Annotated in this window: 16 protein-coding genes and 1 tRNA gene; 13 read left to right on the top strand and 4 right to left on the bottom strand. The window is 48.5% G+C overall.

All coding sequences use genetic code 11. From position 1 onward, the window contains the following. Positions 1-68 precede the first annotated feature (68 nt). Positions 69-2735, bottom strand: a complete 2667-nt coding sequence (gene tssH / locus AAGR08_RS13610; protein ID WP_345827115.1) for a type VI secretion system ATPase TssH — start codon at positions 2733-2735, stop codon at positions 69-71. Positions 2736-3306: 571 nt separating this feature from the next. Between tssH and tssF the strand changes: the two genes are divergently transcribed. From tssF to AAGR08_RS13665, 11 genes are all read left to right on the top strand, one after another. Then, a complete protein-coding gene (gene tssF / locus AAGR08_RS13615; protein WP_097094640.1) occupies positions 3307-5187 on the top strand; it encodes a type VI secretion system baseplate subunit TssF in 1881 nt (626 codons plus the stop codon). Then, the gene (tssG, locus tag AAGR08_RS13620) at positions 5187-6212 is read left to right on the top strand and encodes a type VI secretion system baseplate subunit TssG (protein ID WP_097094641.1); all 1026 of its coding nucleotides are present in this window, start codon (positions 5187-5189) and stop codon (positions 6210-6212) included. The genes tssF and tssG overlap by 1 nt, the downstream gene beginning before the upstream one ends. A 50-nt stretch (positions 6213-6262) precedes the next feature. Further along, positions 6263-7345, top strand: a complete 1083-nt coding sequence (locus AAGR08_RS13625) for a type VI secretion system ImpA family N-terminal domain-containing protein (protein ID WP_345827116.1) — start codon at positions 6263-6265, stop codon at positions 7343-7345. A gap of 2 nt (positions 7346-7347) precedes the next feature. After that, positions 7348-8334, top strand: a complete 987-nt coding sequence (locus AAGR08_RS13630; RefSeq protein WP_345827117.1) for a fimbrial protein — start codon at positions 7348-7350, stop codon at positions 8332-8334. Positions 8335-8362: 28 nt separating this feature from the next. Continuing rightward, the gene (locus AAGR08_RS13635; RefSeq protein WP_345827118.1) at positions 8363-9703 is read left to right on the top strand and encodes a GlcNAc-transferase family protein; all 1341 of its coding nucleotides are present in this window, start codon (positions 8363-8365) and stop codon (positions 9701-9703) included. Further along, positions 9700-10299, top strand: a complete 600-nt coding sequence (locus AAGR08_RS13640; RefSeq protein WP_345827119.1) for a DotU family type IV/VI secretion system protein — start codon at positions 9700-9702, stop codon at positions 10297-10299. The genes AAGR08_RS13635 and AAGR08_RS13640 overlap by 4 nt, the downstream gene beginning before the upstream one ends. A gap of 1 nt (position 10300) precedes the next feature. Beyond that, on the top strand, positions 10301-11935 hold the full coding sequence (locus AAGR08_RS13645; RefSeq protein ID WP_345827120.1) for an OmpA family protein: 1635 nt from the start codon (positions 10301-10303) through the stop codon (positions 11933-11935). Next, complete coding sequence (locus AAGR08_RS13650) at positions 11928-12398, top strand: DcrB-related protein (protein ID WP_097094647.1); 471 nt, start codon at positions 11928-11930, stop codon at positions 12396-12398. The genes AAGR08_RS13645 and AAGR08_RS13650 overlap by 8 nt, the downstream gene beginning before the upstream one ends. 58 nt (positions 12399-12456) lie before the next feature. After that, positions 12457-13056, top strand: coding sequence for a hypothetical protein (locus tag AAGR08_RS13655; RefSeq protein ID WP_345827121.1), 600 nt, complete (start codon positions 12457-12459; stop codon positions 13054-13056). Positions 13057-13069: 13 nt separating this feature from the next. Beyond that, positions 13070-13759, top strand: a complete 690-nt coding sequence (locus tag AAGR08_RS13660) for a glycosyltransferase family 25 protein (RefSeq protein ID WP_097094649.1) — start codon at positions 13070-13072, stop codon at positions 13757-13759. 655 nt (positions 13760-14414) lie between these two features. Beyond that, positions 14415-14882, top strand: a complete 468-nt coding sequence (locus AAGR08_RS13665; RefSeq protein WP_345827122.1) for a contractile injection system protein, VgrG/Pvc8 family — start codon at positions 14415-14417, stop codon at positions 14880-14882. A 102-nt stretch (positions 14883-14984) separates the two neighbouring features. Here the strand turns inward: AAGR08_RS13665 and AAGR08_RS13670 are convergent. Both AAGR08_RS13670 and AAGR08_RS13675 read right to left on the bottom strand, forming a co-directional pair. Continuing rightward, positions 14985-15061: transfer RNA gene (locus AAGR08_RS13670), tRNA-Arg, on the bottom strand. Between the two features lie 95 nt (positions 15062-15156). Further along, positions 15157-15660 (bottom strand): DUF1198 family protein, encoded by a 504-nt coding sequence (locus tag AAGR08_RS13675; RefSeq protein ID WP_345827123.1) that lies wholly within the window; start codon positions 15658-15660, stop codon positions 15157-15159. Positions 15661-15835: 175 nt separating this feature from the next. On the opposite strand from AAGR08_RS13675, the gene folD reads away from it, so the two are divergent. Together folD and ybcJ are read left to right on the top strand one after the other, a co-directional pair. Continuing rightward, positions 15836-16702 carry a bifunctional methylenetetrahydrofolate dehydrogenase/methenyltetrahydrofolate cyclohydrolase FolD gene (gene folD, locus AAGR08_RS13680; protein WP_097094650.1) on the top strand — a complete coding sequence of 289 codons (867 nt, stop codon included), beginning with the start codon at positions 15836-15838 and terminating at the stop codon, positions 16700-16702. After that, positions 16702-16914, top strand: a complete 213-nt coding sequence (gene ybcJ, locus AAGR08_RS13685; RefSeq protein WP_007890771.1) for a ribosome-associated protein YbcJ — start codon at positions 16702-16704, stop codon at positions 16912-16914. Before folD ends, ybcJ begins: the two co-directional genes overlap by 1 nt. Before the next feature lie 144 nt (positions 16915-17058). Here ybcJ and AAGR08_RS13690 read toward each other — a convergent pair whose 3' ends face one another. After that, complete coding sequence (locus tag AAGR08_RS13690; RefSeq protein WP_345827124.1) at positions 17059-18168, bottom strand: AAA family ATPase; 1110 nt, start codon at positions 18166-18168, stop codon at positions 17059-17061. Between the last annotated feature and the right edge of the window lie 11 nt (positions 18169-18179).

The raw sequence follows: 18179 nt of genomic DNA on the forward strand, positions 1-18179 counted from the left end.
GTTAAAATTAAAACTACTTTGACATCCCATGTCAGGTATCACCTGAGCAATGAAATATTTTTTCTGAGCTATGATGACGCGTTTGCTAATGTCACCACATACTGATCACTTATTCTGTCTAAGGTAATGAGATTGTTTTTCAGCTTCGCGTGATGAGCCAAAATTTCCTTACCTAGTAGCGTTGTGATAGTTTGCTCAATAATTCGAATAATCAGACGAGCCCCTGTTTCTGCAACTCGGCACTGTGAAACCACATGTGCAACAACAGCATCGGTATAATGCAATTCACACTGATATTGCGTTGTTACACGATGTTGAATACGAGCAAGGTGCAGTCTGACAATTTTATCTAATGAACTTTGTTGCAGCGGTAAATAAGGCACCACATTGACTCGGCCCAAAAATGCCGCCGGGAATACCTTCAATAATTCCGGCTGCAATGCGGCTAATAAGCCTTCCTGATCCGGTGCAGTCTCTTCATCTGCATACAGTTGGCTGATCAATTCGCTTCCGGTGTTGCTGGTTAGCAGCAATACCGTGTTTTTGAAATCAATGCTGCGTCCTTCACCATCTTCCATCTGGCCTTTATCAAAGACCTGGTAGAAAAGTTCATGAACATCTGGGTGCGCTTTTTCTACTTCATCCAGCAGCACCACGCTATAAGGTCGACGGCGCACAGCCTCCGTTAACACCCCACCCTCGCCGTATCCGACATAACCAGGAGGTGATCCTTTTAACGAAGAGATGGTATGCGACTCTTGATACTCGCTCATGTTTACGCTGATCAAATTCTGATCGCCGCCATACATGCTTTCCGCAATCGCCAGTGCAGTTTCGGTTTTACCGACACCTGATGGCCCCACCAGCATAAACACGCCCAGTGGTTTTCTTGGATCGGCCAGTCCTGCGCGAGCCGTCATAATGCAGTCGCTAAGTTGATCCAGAGCGGCGGATTGTCCAATCACGCGCTGATTAAGACGCGCAGGCAACTCCATCACTTTTTTGAGTTCATCTTTCAGCATCTGGCCTACGGGAATCCCCGTCCAATCGCCAACGATGTGCGCAATGACCTCTTCATTAACCTCAGCCTGAACCATTTGCTCATCAGCCGAGATTAGTCTCAGATTTTTTTCTTCGTACTGAAGCTGTTCACGTAATATGGCCAGCTCAACTGAGCTTTCTTCTTCCTGCGACAGAGACTGGGCAATCTGCTGACGTAGCGCCACAATACGGCTAACAGTCTCACGCTCGTTCTGCCAACGCTTCTCAAGTGCCTCACCTGATTCAGCCCACTCCTTTAAAGAAGCGGTCAGCGAGTTCATTCGTTCTGAAGCGTCGCGACCAAACTGATGAGCTTTCTCTAAAGATTTAAGCTCTGTTCGTGCGGTTTCCTGCTGCCATACCAATTTCTGCAGCTCGGCTGGGGCGGCAAATTGCGCTACCGCGATACGAGCACAGGCGGTATCCAGCAAGCTGATCGCTTTGTCGGGTAGCTGACGCGCCGGAATGTAACGGTGCGACAACTTGACTGCAGCCTGTACGGCTTCGTCGGTGATCCAAACCCCGTGATGTTTTTCCAGCGCCGGCACGAGCCCGCGCAGCATCGACATTGCCACTTCCTCATCAGGTTCACTCACCTGCAACACCTGGAAGCGACGAGTCAATGCCGGATCTTTTTCTATATGCCGCTTATATTCACTCCAGGTGGTTGCGCCAATGGTTCGCAGCTGACCGCGCGCCAGGGCGGGTTTAAGTAAATTCGCCGCATCACCCGTCCCGGCATTTCCGCCCGCCCCAACAAGGGTATGAATTTCATCTATAAAAAGAATTACGGGCTGCACTGAGGCCATCGCCTCATCAATGACAGCTTTCAGGCGTGCCTCAAACTCGCCTTTCATGCTCGCACCCGCTGAGAGTGCGACAACATCCAGCGTTAATAAGCGTACTTCTTCAAGCGCAGGGGGAACGGCGCCTGACACTATCGCTTGTGCCAGCCCTTCAACGACAGCCGTTTTACCCACGCCTGCATCACCCGTCAGTAACGGATTGTTCTGGCGACGACGTAACAGGATGTCGATCATGGTGGTAATTTCCTGGTTACGCCCAAGAACAGGATCGATTTTTCCTTCACGCGCCAGTGACGTCAGATCTGTGGTGTATTGCGCTAACGAAGCAGTGCTGCTCTGCCCCATCGCCTGACTCGCTTCACCCGGCATGGAGCCTTCATAAAATGCGGTGCCATCACTCGCATCTTCCGTTGCTTCTGGCGACTCACGAGTAATGTATTTCAGATCACTACTCAGCACGTCTAGCGCGACTTTATCGAGCACGGGAGCAATGCCCAGCAACGTGCGACGAAGTTCCATATTACTCAGAAGTGCGAGGACTAAATGGCCGCTACGAATGCGGTTATCGAGGCATTCGAGGCTTGCACATACCCATGCGCGTTCAATCGCTAGCTCAATGTGATATGAGAAATCCGAAATTGAGCTGGCTCCCGTTGGCAGGCGCCCCAGAGCCTGGGCAATCCCGCGCTCAACTTGTTCACCATCAATATCGAAGTAACGGACAATATGCTTAATATCGTTATCATCGCTATGCCAAAGCTGATTTATCCAATGAACTAGCTCAACATATGGATTACCGCGCAATTTGCAAAAGGTGGTTGCGCTCTCAATAGTGGCGAATAAGGTTTTATCCAGCTTTCCAAATAAGTTCTTTCTGATAATAGCCACGTTTGTCACCTTTAACTCTATTTTAAGTGGATGAACCACTTTGTTATGTTGTTATGCTATCTGTGTGTAGTGAAGTGCAATCCCTAAGCACTCAATGCGAAGAAATTTATCTCCATAAACTATTTTTGTGAAGACCTAAAATGCACATTAGGAATAAAATCAACAAAATTCCTATGTACTGAAATTATCACAAAAGATGAAGGCTCACGTTGAAAACGCTATTTAAACCTGAAGATAAAACATTAAAGTCACTAACAAAAATAACTAACATACATTAAAAATAATCAATAAAATCAATTACATAAAAGACAATCATCTATTGCTTTTATTTTTATAATATTGCAAAGAGAAAAGACCAATAAGCATAAACCTACAAATTCGTAATCCATCGACTATTTCATTCATCAAGTTAATCCTTAGAATAAATTCACTCTAAGGTGGGTATTAAACTAATAAAAATAATGAACTCTTCACGGAGTGAGACAGACCAGTTTAATGAAAAGATTACACACAAGATAAAAACGCTGGCTGTCCTATCTAAACCGTCAAGACAGTAATTCAGAGAACGCAAATGGAACATAATTTCCTCGATTATTACAACAAAGAGCTTACGTTCATGCGTGAGATGTCGCGTGAATTTGCTACGCAGCATCCTAAAATAGCCAAACGTCTTGGCATGCATGGTATTGAAGTCGCCGATCCTTTTGTCGAGCGCTTAATTGAAGCCTTTTGCTTTATGTCGGCGCGTACGCAAATTAAGTTGGATGCTGAATTTCCCCTCTTTACACGTCGACTGCTGGATATTGTTTACCCGAACTATACGGCGCCTACTCCTTCAATGGGTGTTGTGCAGTTGCAACCCAGCCTGAAAGAAGGCGATCTCACTCAAGGTTATACCGTTCCCCGCAATAGCGCTTTTCTCACGCCAATTGCGCCAGGAGAAGTTACGCGGTGTGAGTTTCGAAGTGGCCAGGACGTCCAGCTATGGCCCTTTGAAGTCACAGATGCACGCCTGACCAGTCTGCCACCTGATATGCCCTCACTTGAGCGCCATCGAATTTCGGCGCAGCGACTTAAAGAAACGCTCCGCATCAAGCTAAAACTGCCTGCGGGTTTGTCCTTCTCGCAGCTCGAAGGGCTTGATCGTCTGCCGATCTATATCAATGGTGATGAACGTGTGGTGTCACATATCTTCGAGTTGCTGTATAGCAACCACGTTGCCACTATTCTTCGCGGTAAACATGATGGCCAGGTACATGATACCGTCATCAGCAAAGATGCATTGAGCTTCGATAGCCTGAAACCCGAGCAGAGCTTGTTGCCTGTCGCATGGAACATGTTCCATGGTCACAATCTGGTACATGAGTACTTCTCCTGCCGTCAGCGTTTTTACTTTTTTACCGTTACGCAACTGGCCGCGGCGGCGAAGTACAACACTTCAGATGAAATGGAAATCATCTTCCTGCTTGATCGCCAGTCACAAGCGCTGGCCAGCCATGTCACGGCATCACGCTTTTTACTGCATTGCACCCCGGTGATTAATCTGCTGCCACGCCGTATGGATAAGTTGGAAATCAATCGCAAACTGAATGAATTTCACGTGCTACCCGATCGGAGTCGGCCACTGGATTTTGAAATTTATTCCATTGAAAAAGTATTTGGTCAAAAGGCTGAAACAAGTCAGGAGATCAACTTCAATCCTCTTTTCCAAACCCGCCATAGCGATAAAGGCAACTACGGCCGCTATTTTTCGACCATCAGGAAAAATCACACGGGTAAGCGCAACACGCGTAAATACGATACCCGTACCGCGTATGCCGGCACTGAGGTGTTCCTGTCATTAGTTGATCAGCAGAACGCGCCCTTTAGCGATGATATTCGTTACCTTTCCATTGAAGCATTGGTGACAAACCGCGATTTACCTCGCCTGATTACGGCAGACGGCAATTTCACACTCACGATGACTGAATCGGCTCCTGTCAGCGGTGCTCGTTTTCTGTTTCAGCCAAGTGCACCTCGCCCACCCTTTGCTAAAGGTGAATCGGCCTGGCGCCTGATCAGGCAACTTAGCTACAACTATCTCCCTCTCTCAGATATGCCTCACAGTGAAGGGGGCGAAGCGATGCGTAACATGCTTCGCTTGTTTGTTAACAGCGCGGACCATGAAGCAAATACCCAGATTGATGCGTTGGTAGGGTGCAAAAGTGAACCGGTTATTCGTCGTTTACCGGGCAATGGCCTGTTGGTATATGGCCGGGGGATTCGCTGTTCACTGACTATTGATGAAGAGGGCTTCTCCGGCATTAGCCCCTATTTGTTCGGCATGATCATGGAAAACTATCTGGCGCGTCATGCCGCCATAAATGTTTTCACAGAAACCGAATTGCTGACGATGCAACGTGGCCGAATTGGTCTCTGGCAACCGCGTCACGGTCGCAGGGGAGTGTTGTAATGCCTGCAGAGCATCCGGCTCCACTCCCTTTGGGGCTTGAAAATTGGTTTGATGAGTCCAAACCCTGGGATAGCGGTTTTATCAGTTTAATGCGGACCCTGGCAGCGCGTTCACCTGAACTGCCCGCTCCCGGTACGTCTGCGCTGCCCGATAATGAAAATTTCATCATTGGCCAGTCACCACATATGGTGTTTGCCCCACGAGAAATTGAAAGCGTTAGTCAGCAAGATGATAAGACACACCTGAAGTTGTTTAGCCTGGGGATCTGGGGACCGCAGGGTGCAATGCCGCTCCATCAGACCGAAATGGCCTACATACGGAATGAACAGCATGATACGACGCTAACGAATTTCGTAGACCTTTTTCATCATCGTGCGCTTTCCAAACTCTACCGGGCATGGGCTGTTTCTCAGGACACTGCGGCACTTGATCGTCCACATGAGGAACGCTTTTCGTTTTATACCGGCAGTCTGATGGGTATCGATCCTCAGGAGCTAGCAGAAAGTGTCCTGCCACAGCACCCTCGTCTCTCCGCAGCCTCGCACCTTGTGCGTGAAGCGCGTAATCCTGAAGGTTTGCTCGGCGCACTGAATTACTACTTTGGACTGCCGGTACAAATCAGAGAATACGTCGGCCAATGGATAACGCTACAGCGTGACGATCAAACTCAACTGGGCTTTGGTCAGGAGAGTGCACTGCTCGGTGATGGCGCCATGCTCGGTGATACCGTCCTGGATCGTCAGCATAAGTTTCAGCTCATTTTTGGCCCACTGACGTTGAAGCAATACATCCGCTTTAGCCCATGGGGTCAGGATTTACCGGTGCTGTGTGAATGGATTCGGCAGTTCGTCGGTTTTGAATATGCATGGGAAGTCAGCCTGGTGCTCAATGCCAGCGACGTACCCTGCGCAACCCTCGGCGATGCCTACCAGCTCGGTTACACCAGCTGGCTTGAACGCGAAAACCACGATTCGCCACTGCCAGGAATGAGTTTTGAACCGGAGACGTATCACAATGCTTCATGAAGCAGGACCTGATCTGAATGCCATTAACGCTAGCTTATTAAGGAATGATTGTGAGTGACCTTATGACACCGATGTGCCCTGAATGGTATCAACCCCTGTTGATGCCCGTCACAGACACGTTGCCATGCGGAGAAAATCTGGAAGATGACGCGGCGTTTCTCCTGCTGGAGACCCGCATGCAGCCGAGAATGGGTGCGGAGTATGGCGACTTCGTTGAAACGGTTGATCCCATTAACTGGGGTGAAATCGAGCGCGAGGTCAAAACGCTACTCACGCGTAGCCTGGATCTAAGACTGGTTCTGGTATTAATCCGCTGCCGTTTCCGAAAAATTGGCATTCCAGCCCTGGATGAAGGCTTGTGCGCCCTACTCTGGCTACTTAAACAGTGGCCAGAGCAGGTGCATCCACAGCTATATGATGAGGGATCTTTTGAGCCCCTCATGCGCGCCAACGTGCTGGCAGAATTAGAGTCATCGAATGGCATTCTCGCAGATTTAAGAATGCAGCCTCTGCCAAAAGTGTCGGGCTTGCAACTGAACGTGCGCGACGTTGAGCGGGCCACACTAAACCCACAAGCTGAACAATCTCTTGATGAGAATGCGCTTTCACTGGCCCGATTGGGATGGCAGGAGCAGCAAGCAGACGTCATCTTCTCCTTAAGGCATGCGGAGCAACATCTCAATCAATTGCGGTTGCTGCTGATAGAGATGCTGTCTGATGATGCGCCTGATTTTAGCGGCTTATTTAAAGTGCTCGCTCTTTTTGGCTTTGCTGGAGCCCCACCGGCGCCCGTTGTAGATCAGGCAGAGCTGCCAGAAGTGACTATCGCAACACCCGCAGTCCAGCCTTTAGATGTGAGCTTGCCGGAGTCAGACCAGGTAGCAGCAAGGGTGGTGACGACGCCCACGATAGAAACATTAACCATGTTGCCCGTTCGCAATATTCAGGATCGTACGGATGCGCTGATGCGCTTACGTGAGATTCAGCAGTGGTTTGTGCGCTACGAACCCAGCAGTCCAGTGGGTGATTTGCTGACATTGACGGAACAAATGGTAGGTAAACGTTTTGCCGAATTGATGCAGATTCTGCCGCAGGATCTCATCGCCAGACTGAGTAATGGACAGGAGTCCTGAGTATGAGATTACGCAATAGCTTTTTGTTCGTCACGGGTGCATTTCTTAGCCAGTCAGCCCTTGCAGTGTGTACGGTGGATACAGACCCGCAATTTGGTGGGGCAAACCGCACCACGCTGACCATCCCGGGATATACCTTTTATGTTGATGCGGGAGCCCCCATAAGCGATACACCGCTGAATACCAGTATATCTAATAATCAAAACGTCATACTCAGTTTTAAAGATTGTGAAATTGGTGAGGCTTATGGCAAATCGACACTGCCACCGTTGGCTCCAACGGCGAAAGCCAAATATTTCACCACCAGCGTTGAGGGCATTAGCGTTCGTCCCCTCTGGAGCAATGGCGCTAATACTGGACAATTTCCTTCAGTTAACTATATGGATAAGAATCGCTTTAACTATCCTGTCAATTCGCATTTCGAGCTTGAGTTTGTCAAAACCTCTCGGCGCTTAAAGTTAACCGATCCTAATGGTGATGTAGTGTTACCACCGGGGGTTATCCTCAGGCACTGGGTAACCAGTGATACGCCGGCTAATTACGGCCAACTTCTTGAAATAGGCGAAATCAGAGTTATCAGTATCCCCAACTGCACTATTGATGGCCCAAAAACGGTGAACTTTGGCCAGCTGGGAGAGCGAGACCTAATAAGCGGCGTAGAAAAAAATCTAGATTTCAGCCTGAGGTGTGCCACGGATTACGGTAGCTACAGTGCATCCGCATCATTAATCACGGCCTCCCCGAATGCCGATGGCACCATCCCGGTAACGGATAGTGCTGGTAATAATGACCGTTTAAAAATTCAGATTACCGACAGTAACAATCGCAACATGCCTGCAGATGACAGTGCAAAAGAGGATCGCGCCCAGGTTGCCGATGAAGTGCCAGTGAATTACAGCTGGAAAGCCACCTTAATGAAAAATGGCAATGTATTACCAGAGGAAGGGAATTTTACCGCCAAGGCGGAGATTCTATTAGTTGTGAACTGATTTTATCAAAGGAATTGATACAGTTACCATGAATAACAATAAAACAATTTTCATCGGCATCGCCAGCTACCGGGATGCTGAATTAGTGCCAACGCTGCTCGACATACTTGCTCGAGCGCAGCACGCTGAACGACTACACATCGCTATTTGCTGGCAGGACAATGGTAAACTTCACCCATTTATTGACAGCGGTTTTATCCCCCAGCTCGTGGGTGAACATCATGGGCACACGCTTTACCGATTAATTAAAGGCAATGCTCAGATTCAACTCTTAGCCGTGGATTACTTAAAAAGTCAGGGTGCCTGCTGGGCGAGACATATGAGTAATACGCTTTACAACGGTGAGAGCTATCATCTGCAGATCGATTCACACAGCCGTTTCACTGCTCACTGGGACAGTGAAATGATCGCTATGCTGGAAAGCTTACGATCGCAAAGTCCTCGGCCAATACTCACGCATTATCCGCCACCTTATACCCCTGAACAAAAAAAAGAACAGCGTAGTAATAAGGTGAGTCGCCTGATATTTAGTCAGTTTAATGATAAAGGCGTTGTGTCTCTCAATTCAGTAGACATGGTCGAAGAGCAGCCACGGAGAAGTGGTTATCTGGCCGCAGGTTATCTTTTTAGCGACGGTCATTTCATTGAAAACGTCCCGTACGATCCTCAGCTTTTCTTTATCGGTGAAGAAATTTCGTTAGCCGCTAGGGCCTTTACCCACGGTTACGATCTGTATACTCCCCATAAAGTTCTGCTCTGGCACTACTACGGCCGCGCAAAATCACCGAAATTCTGGAGCGATCATACCAACGAAGCGAAGAAAAGTGGTCAGGTGGATCAGGTGTGGTGGGAGCGCGATAATATCTCTTATCAACGCATTCTCAGCTTGCTGGGGATCAGTGATAAGCAAGTGGATCTCGGGCACTGGTGTTTAGGTACGCATCGCACCCTGCAAGAGTATCAGTACCGCATTGGGGTCGATTTTCGCCAGCAACGGATTCATCCATTAATTAAAGCCAAAGAAAAACTAACCTGGTTTGATCACTTACCGGAAGAGCATGAACTTTGGCAACAACAACTGGTTAGCCCCCATCTGCGCATGTGGCAGTTGACGCATGCGGATGTCGATATCCTTCGTAAGGATGTGCTTTGGTGGCAGCTCAGCGTGTATCAAGCTGACAACACCCCGCTTATAAATCAGCAGCTTTCGCCTGAAGAACTCTTAAAACTTAAGAGTAATGATAATGGCGAAAAATTTGATCTTCGCGTGTATTTTGACACCCAACGCCCGGTGGCTCCTCACTGCGTACGTCTTTGTCCGTATATAGATGGTGAAGGTTGGGGTGACATCAAGGAGCGCGCGTGGTGAGCGGACATTCAGCACTTCAAGGACTCATCTCCAGCTGCACGCTGCTCGCAATGAAAGGTGTCGTCCCCTCTCTTCTGGATTTTCAGCAGCAGTTGCAGCAGCAAATTATACTTTATTGCCAGCACCTATCTGATGAAGCCTATCCACACGAAGAGATTATCGCCATCCAGCGGCTACTTTGCCGCGTGGTCGATAGTCTCGCCATGAGTAGCTTCTCCACACATGGAATCAGCTGGGCGAACTATCAGCTAGGCCACCATTTTTTTGGTTACCAGCATGACGAACTGTTTAACCCTGCGCACAGCGACTTGCTGTTCAACTCCGTACACCAGGAAATAAAAAACACCACGTTGATAATGTTCGCATTATCACCCTTATCTTTACCCGGTAAGGAGCGTATTGAGAAAAAAGTCACTGTGACTGAATCTGATGTCATTGAAACGGCAGATGACGAAAGTGAACCACTTGCCATTCAGGTTGAAGCCCAGGGTCCAACTATTCGCTGGATGTCATTAATGTGCCAGTTCGCCATCGCAGGATTTTTACTGGGGATATTCTGGTACGGATGCCGAATGTTTCAGAGTGGAGGACTGTAACATGAGCTATCAAAAATTAAATATGATGCTGGTTGCAGTCGCATTGCTTATTACTTCAGCGCTTTCCTGGCTACAACAAGACAAGCTCACCGGCGAACTGCTTATGTTCGGATTTGCCGTGCTCGCTGTACTTCTCATCATCAAGCAATTGCGCTGGGAAACGCGTGAATTACCTCAACCGCCCAAAGAACCACAACCGGAACCCGAGCAGCTCTCCCCTGTTGTCCTGATTTTGGGACCTTATGCAGAGAAATGGTTTACCGAAAGCAATTACACAGACAGTACTCGCTACTGTGAAAAGTCGACCTGGCTATTAATCAAAAATCCCGATGAATTAGCCTGTCGCCTTGACTATATTAAGCAGCATTCTCCAAATACGCCGGTTGCCGCTTTTTTTCCATTTCTGCCAGATGGACATGAAACGTCAGCATTATTGAATCACCACCTTCTCAACTGGCTGAGAGATTTTTCCGGGGTCATATCTGATATTAAAATCCCCTGCACAATAGGGATTTATGCGCATATCAGCACTGAACTCCGCAAACATTCCTCATCTAACGCGAGCTGGAGTGGTGAACTCGATTTCAATCGTCTGCAGGCGCAAAATATGCCGGACGAAATCAATCGGCTAAAAAATTATCTTAAAAATCAGGATAATTCCGCAAGTGATATACAACGTGCTGCGCTGGGCTATGACTTACTCTGCTGGCTAGAAGAACAAGAAATTAGTGCCGCGCTGACTAAGATATTTACCCATTCCACGCTTAAGCTGAGCGCTTTGCTATTGTGTGATTATGGTCATGGCTTTACACGGCATGGCGCATGGTCGATATGGCTGGAAGAACGTTACGCCATTCTTCCTGCGCTGGGTAACAGAATGCCGATGCCGCCGTTGCCCGCCATCAAACAGCTTTATATACCCAAGCCCGCAGTGGTTCCCGTTATTCCTATTTACGGTAAGCAGCCGGCTTTACTCTGGAGTATTTGCTTAATTACTTTGCTGCTATTAACCCAGATAGGAGTTGCTGGCTGGCAATCTTTGCAGCAGCAAAAAACCTACCAGCATGAAATAGCGCTACTCGAAGAACAACGTGAGTTATCGGTTGCAAGGTTGAATCAAAAAATTGCTCAACTACAGCAGCTTGATGAGCAATCGCAGCGCTGTTCCGCTGAAGTGTCCCTACAAAATTGGGGACTCAGCCCATGCGAAGCCATTAGCCGAACGTTGAATAAAAAGATGGCAAATTTGCAGGCGGTAAAAGTAGTGACGTCTGCAGGAGTCATTCCTTTATTTGATCCGGGTAAATCTGACATCTCAGCAAAAGCCACGCCTCCGCTGGAAGAGATGGCACACAAAATCGCGCAAGCGCCAGGCTACCGGATTCTGATTATTGGCCATTCAGATAGTACCGGAGGCGACGCACTAAATGCCTCTTTATCTCTGGAGCGAGCGGATGCTGTTCGCCACTGGCTCATCAAAAAAAATATCGATCCTTCGCTGATTCAAGTGCGAGGTGTTGGTGCAACCGAACCAATGACCAGCAATGTGACAGCGGAAGGGCGACAAATAAATCGGCGCGTCGAAATGTTGCTGATACCTATAGAAAATACAAAGGAGACCATTCTCAATGGATAATAAAAATACTATGTATCATATTGCTGAGGGAGTCTTTATGACGGCACCTCCGGTTATGGATCGTTCTATTCAGTTGCTGATGTTTCGTGATCCAGATGATAAAGAATACCGCGTCATCATTACTCGCGCGGGTTTAGCAGAAGAACAAACTCAGGAAGAGTGGGTAGAAAAAGAGATGGAAAATTTACGTTTCCGCCTGCCTGGTTTTCAAACTGAAGGAAAAATGTTGAGACATCAAATCGGTCCGGCAAAACTTGACGTTATCCAGGTTGCTAATCGCTATCTGGATGACGGTGAAATTGTGCGACAGGTTCAATCGGTAGTCAAACTTCCCAAGCACTCGCGTTATAACCCGATTGAACGTGATGTACTGGTATTTACCCTTCAGGCAAACGAAGAATTTACTGAATATCAGCGTAAGCACTACGTTCAAATCATCAATAGCTATTCACCTGCCGTCTGACATAACGAAAAAGAGACGCCGGAGTTGCAGTCTTTTTAAAACAATAAGGATAATAAGAATGTTAACCGTCGCCGTTGAGTCGCAAAATGTCTTCTATCGCCAGGGGATGATTAGCATGCTTGACTACGTCAAGCAGAGTAAATCGTTGAATGATTATAAAATCCTTGACGCCGATGTGAAGAACTTTAACGAAACGGCGAACATCATCTTCACCGACAATGCAGTAATAATAAATATATTCAGCAAAGACAAGACTATTACTCAACCCGGAAAAAAGAGCGGACAGCCGTCCGCCATTCACATTACATTTAACGTTTCCGGGTTATTTATTGAAGATATTCACAGCTTCATCGTACGTATTTTTACTGCTGCAACACTTCCACATGACGGAGTGGAAAAGAGCGATTTTTATCGACATTTCAAAATACGGAAAAACGCACAATTGTCTGAACCAGAAAAGAGGCTGGTATTGCTCAGTGGGCATGGGCATGATATTCGAAACATTTCGCACATTATGCGTTGCTCAACCAACAGTTCTTATACCTATCGGCGTAATGCTATAAAAAAGCTAGGAATGGATAATCGATTACAGTTTTATAAATACGTACAGATTTTGAATAAATTTGAAAAGCATAACAATATATTCATATGCCTTTAAGAAGAGAAATCAGATGAATAGCAATGATATTCAGTCATGGGACTGGAGCTTTGTGGACAGGATAGTTTATATTAACTTAGATGTTCGCAAGGATCGTGATGCACAATTACGGGATAATTTTAAACTCATTGGCATTCCAGAAGAAAAATATCATCGTTTTGCAGCCATTTCACATGAAGTTGGACAATATGGTTGTGTACTCTCTCACATAGCCGTGCTAAATGAAGCAAAAAATAATGGCTGGAGAAACATTTTAATTATCGAAGATGATATGGTTTTCAATAATTCCCCAGAAGACCCCGAGCGCTGGTTAACGTTTATTAATCATCTGACACAGCAAGCCTCCTGGGATGTGGCGATGCTTTCAGGTAATCATTACATTCTTAACACAATAACCACGGGATTTACCCGGACTAAATTTTCGTATTGTAGTAACTGTTATATGGTCAACGCACATTATTATGACAGGCTAATTGAAAATTTAAACGAAACCAAAGAGAACCTGGAGAAGGACTTAACGAATAAAAAACTCCATCTTGACGCCAATTGGATTAAAATAATGGAGAAAGATAACTGGTTTGCCATTTACCCCTGTCTGGGCTATCAATCGAATGGTTTTAGCGATATTGAGAGTAGAAATATTGATCATACAGGAACCTTTACGCGAAAAATTGACGATATAAAGATATATGGTTCATATTGATGTTTTAAGGTCATACTTTTTAAACTTAAGGACTATGGCCTACTAAACATAGATTCATATTTTAGCATCAACACTGAACTCTCGAATGACAGAACTACTCTCTCCTTGCTGTGATTCTACCATTTTCCCAAATACGCATTTGAAGGATAACTCCTACAAATCAGGAGTAGATTACTTAAACCAAATGAAAATCAGCGGATTGACGGCCAGTAAGAATAATCAATATAAGCGAACACCACTTAATCACTAAGAACTTTCTCTCAGAAATATCCTGCCAACATTTTCTTGAACTATCTTAATAAAATTTCCAGCTGATCTTGCAAACGTTTTAATTACGCTTTTATATGATAAACCCCTATTTAAATCCCTCCTGGAATTATGCTACGTTCTGCAACATCGGGAAAAAGTCGTGCGGTTAAGTTATGAATAATCCGGTAAACACAGTGTTAACAATGAATTAATACACTCATCAAATCAATAAGTTGCAGGAGTAACATTCATTATTACTGCTTCCGGGCGCAGCTGGACTGGTGCAATAAAGGCTTTAACGACTAAAGGAATGTCAAAGGGTTGAAGCCGCTGGCTTAATGTCGATTTTGCTCCGCAAAGATAATCGCCGGGTAAGTCAGGATTAACGTTCAAAGGGAATTAAACGATGGGCATTCAGGAATACATTATTGCCGGCAGTAAATTACCGTTCCATAACCATTATCAGCTCAGATTAACCCGACTGGAATCTCAGCTGCCCGGCGTAGATATTTCTGTGCTCAGGTTCAGCGGCAGCGAAGCCATCAGCGACATTCCCCGCTACCACATTGAGTTCACCAGCGCGGTGAAGGATCTCCCCGCCCACCACATCATTAACTATTCCGCCCTGTTTCTGATGTATCCCGACGGCAAGCCTTACGAGTCAGTCAAACCGCGCATTGTTCCCGGCGTCATTACGCAGTTTCGTCAGTGCGGCACATCAGCCGATGAAACCCGCTACGTCGCGACGCTCGAACACCGCGTTACCCGCTTAAATCAGGGCTGCAACAACGCGATTTACCAGAATGACAGCGTTGTCGCAATCCACTTCGTTGAACCTGACAGTGCCCCTTATCGTGCTCCTAACCATGTGTAGTACGTAATAGGTCACTTTGGACCGCTATGGAGCATAAATGAGTGTTATCTGCTGAATTTTATAGGAAAAGTAGAATTTAAAAGAACTGAATGGAAGAAAATATGGTACGCCCTACAGGATTCGAACCTGTGACCTACGGCTTAGAAGGCCGGTGCTCTATCCAACTGAGCTAAGGGCGCATAGTGATTGGGTCGGATTATACGTCCAGCGGCTCGCGCGTCAACGTTTTTGCCTCCCACGAGCAGCGGAGTGCTGCAAGATTAACCTAAACCCCTTAATGCCGCTTGCGCCAGTCGCTTAACGACACCAGATTGCCGCCTGCTTCTGTTTCGCCTTCCATCTCAATCCCTTGCTGGGTGAAGCGCGCATTATACTGGTCGCGCAGCGCATGCAGTTCCTGGCTGTCCGGCTCCAGCTGGCGCAAGAACCCCAACGCCAGCAACAATTGCTGCCTCGATATCAACGCAGAAAACCCCGCGCGGCTCAAAATGCCATGCCAGCGCTGCATATTCTCGTCGCTGCCATCGACAATCAGCACCTGCCAAATCAGCAGCACCGCCGCGCCGTTGTGCAGATGCGTGTCATTATCGCCGGCGATGTAATCGGTGAACTCTTTTGCCGCTTCTTTGCCCATCAGCGATAGCATCGATTCGATATGCACCGGCGGCAGCTGCAACCGTTTATTGAGCGCCTGCACCGCATGGCGCGAGCTGGCCGTCAGCAGCTGAAAACCTACCACGAACACCACCGCCAGCGTGGCGAGAATTAACCAAATCATCACGTCATCCATCTCATTCACTGCCGGGCATGATAAGCGCTAACGCGGCTTGGCGCCACGGCGAAAAGTCGGGAAAGCACCGTAGAGGGCGAATCTCTACCTGACAGCCGCACGCGCTTCTGACAGAATAGGCGCCATCCCCGATTTAACCCTCTACAGATGGATTTCCTCTCTGATGGCAGCAAAAATTATTGACGGTAAAACGATTGCGCAGCAGGTGCGCCTTGAGGTTGCCGAAAAAGTACAGCAGCGTCTGGCGGCCGGTAAACGTGCGCCCGGTTTGGCAGTGGTGCTGGTGGGTGAAAACCCGGCTTCGCAGATCTATGTCGCCAGCAAACGTCGCGCTTGTGATGAAGTGGGCTTCATCTCCCGCTCCTACGATCTGCCGGCCACCACCAGCGAAGCAGAGCTGCTGGAGCTGATTGATACGCTGAATAACGACAGCGATATCGATGGCATTCTGGTGCAGCTGCCGCTGCCAGCCGGCATCGATAACGTCAAAGTGCTGGAGCGCATCGTGCCGGATAAAGACGTGGATGGTTTCCATCCGTATAACGTCGGTCGTCTGTGCCAGCGCGCGCCGAAGCTGCGTCCATGTACGCCGCGCGGTATTGTCACCTTGCTGGAGCGCTACAATATTGATACTTACGGCCTGAACGCCGTAGTGGTTGGCGCATCGAATATCGTTGGCCGTCCGATGAGCATGGAGCTGCTGCTCGCCGGTTGCACCACCACCGTCACGCACCGTTTCACCAAAGATCTGCGTCATCACGTTGAGCACGCCGATCTGCTGGTCGTGGCGGTTGGCAAGCCGGGCTTTATTCCGGGCGACTGGATCAAACCGGGCGCGGTAGTGATTGATGTCGGTATCAACCGCCTCGAAAGCGGTAAAGTGGTGGGTGATGTGGAGTTCGACGCGGCGGCTGAGCGCGCCTCGTACATCACGCCCGTTCCAGGCGGCGTCGGTCCGATGACGGTCGCTACATTGATCCAAAACACGCTGACGGCGTGCGAAGAATTTCACGACATTGAGGAGGCATAATGGCCAGTTTTTCTCTCGGTAAACATGCCCACGTTGATTTGTGTGACCTGCTGAAGCTCGAAGGTTGGGTACAGAGCGGCGCGCAGGCGAAAGCGGTGATTGCAGAAGGCGAAGTGCGCGTAGATGGCGCAGTGGAAACGCGTAAGCGCTGCAAGATTGTAGAAGGCCAGAAGGTTGAGTTTGCGGGTTTTAAGATTACGGTTGTCGCGTAATTAAGTGCAGTAATTGATACGGTCACCATGAATGGTGACCCTACGTGGATATCGCCGGGTTTTCGTAGGGTGCGCATTCATGCGCACCTGCATAAAGAGACTTTTTTTGCTCAAGTGAGCGGCATTACGCCATTCATGGCGACCTTATAAAAGCCGTTCGTCACCCACCACGCGCGTTTCCCCTTCGATTTGCTCCAGCTCGATATGATTCACCGCGGTATGTTCAGCAATCAGCGTTGCCAGTTTCGGTGAATGGCTGGTGATCCACAGCTGGCTAAACTGGCTGGCTTCAGCGATCAGGCGCGCCAGCGCCGGCAGCAGATCTTCATGCAGGCTGTTTTCCGGTTCATTCAGCGCCATAAACGCGGGCGGGCGCGGGCTCAGCAGCGCCACCACTAAGCAAAGAAATCGCAGCGTGCCATCAGAGAACTCGGCGCTCTCCAGCGGACGCAAAATCCCGCGTCGCGACATCAGCATCTGAAAACGCCCGTTCTGCACATCCACGTGAAATTCCGTATCCGGAAAAGCCTCTTCCATCACCTGAAACAACAGCTCGTGATGGCCACGCTCGACGATGGTGGCCCACGCCGCCGCCAGATTGCTGCCATCGTGGCTCAGCACCGGCGCGCGCACGCCAATCTGTGGCGCACGAATTGGCGAACCGGGCCACACGGCAAACTCATGATAAAAGCGCCACTGGCGCAGCCGTTCGCGCACCTGCGAAAGCTCGGGATAAAGATGCGGTTCGCCCAGTTGCCCAAATAGCGACTCTTCCGGATGCAGCACCGCCGGATAACTCACGCGCTCGCCATCAACGTTATGCAGAAAAGCCGTTTGATTGCTGCGTTGCAGAATGCAGGAAGAGGGACGTCGCCGCTGGCCGCTCATCCACAAGCGTTCCTCTTTCACCAGCGGATCGAGGTTGAACATGCTGGTGGCCAACGGCTCAGGGAACCCGACATCGAGCTGGTAATCCATGTCGTCCATTACCACTGCCAATGAAAGACGTTTCGGATCGTGGCGACGATCGCCGCGCCGCAAGCCGCCCGCCCACATCGCTTTCTGGATGCCGCCCTCTTCCGCCAGCGCCAACGCTAAGCGCCCGATAGCCGCTTCGTGCAATAGCCGCACCGCTTTATACAGGTTGGATTTGCCGCAGCCGTTGGGGCCGCTTACCACGTTGAGCTGTTTCAGCGGCAACGTTAAGTTGCGTACCGAGCGGAAGCCGTAAATCTGAATCTGTTCAATCGCCATAATAAAAAAGG

The sequence above is a fragment of the Pantoea sp. BRR-3P genome (genome assembly GCF_039621635.1).
Taxonomy (GTDB): domain Bacteria; phylum Pseudomonadota; class Gammaproteobacteria; order Enterobacterales; family Enterobacteriaceae; genus Pantoea; species Pantoea floridensis.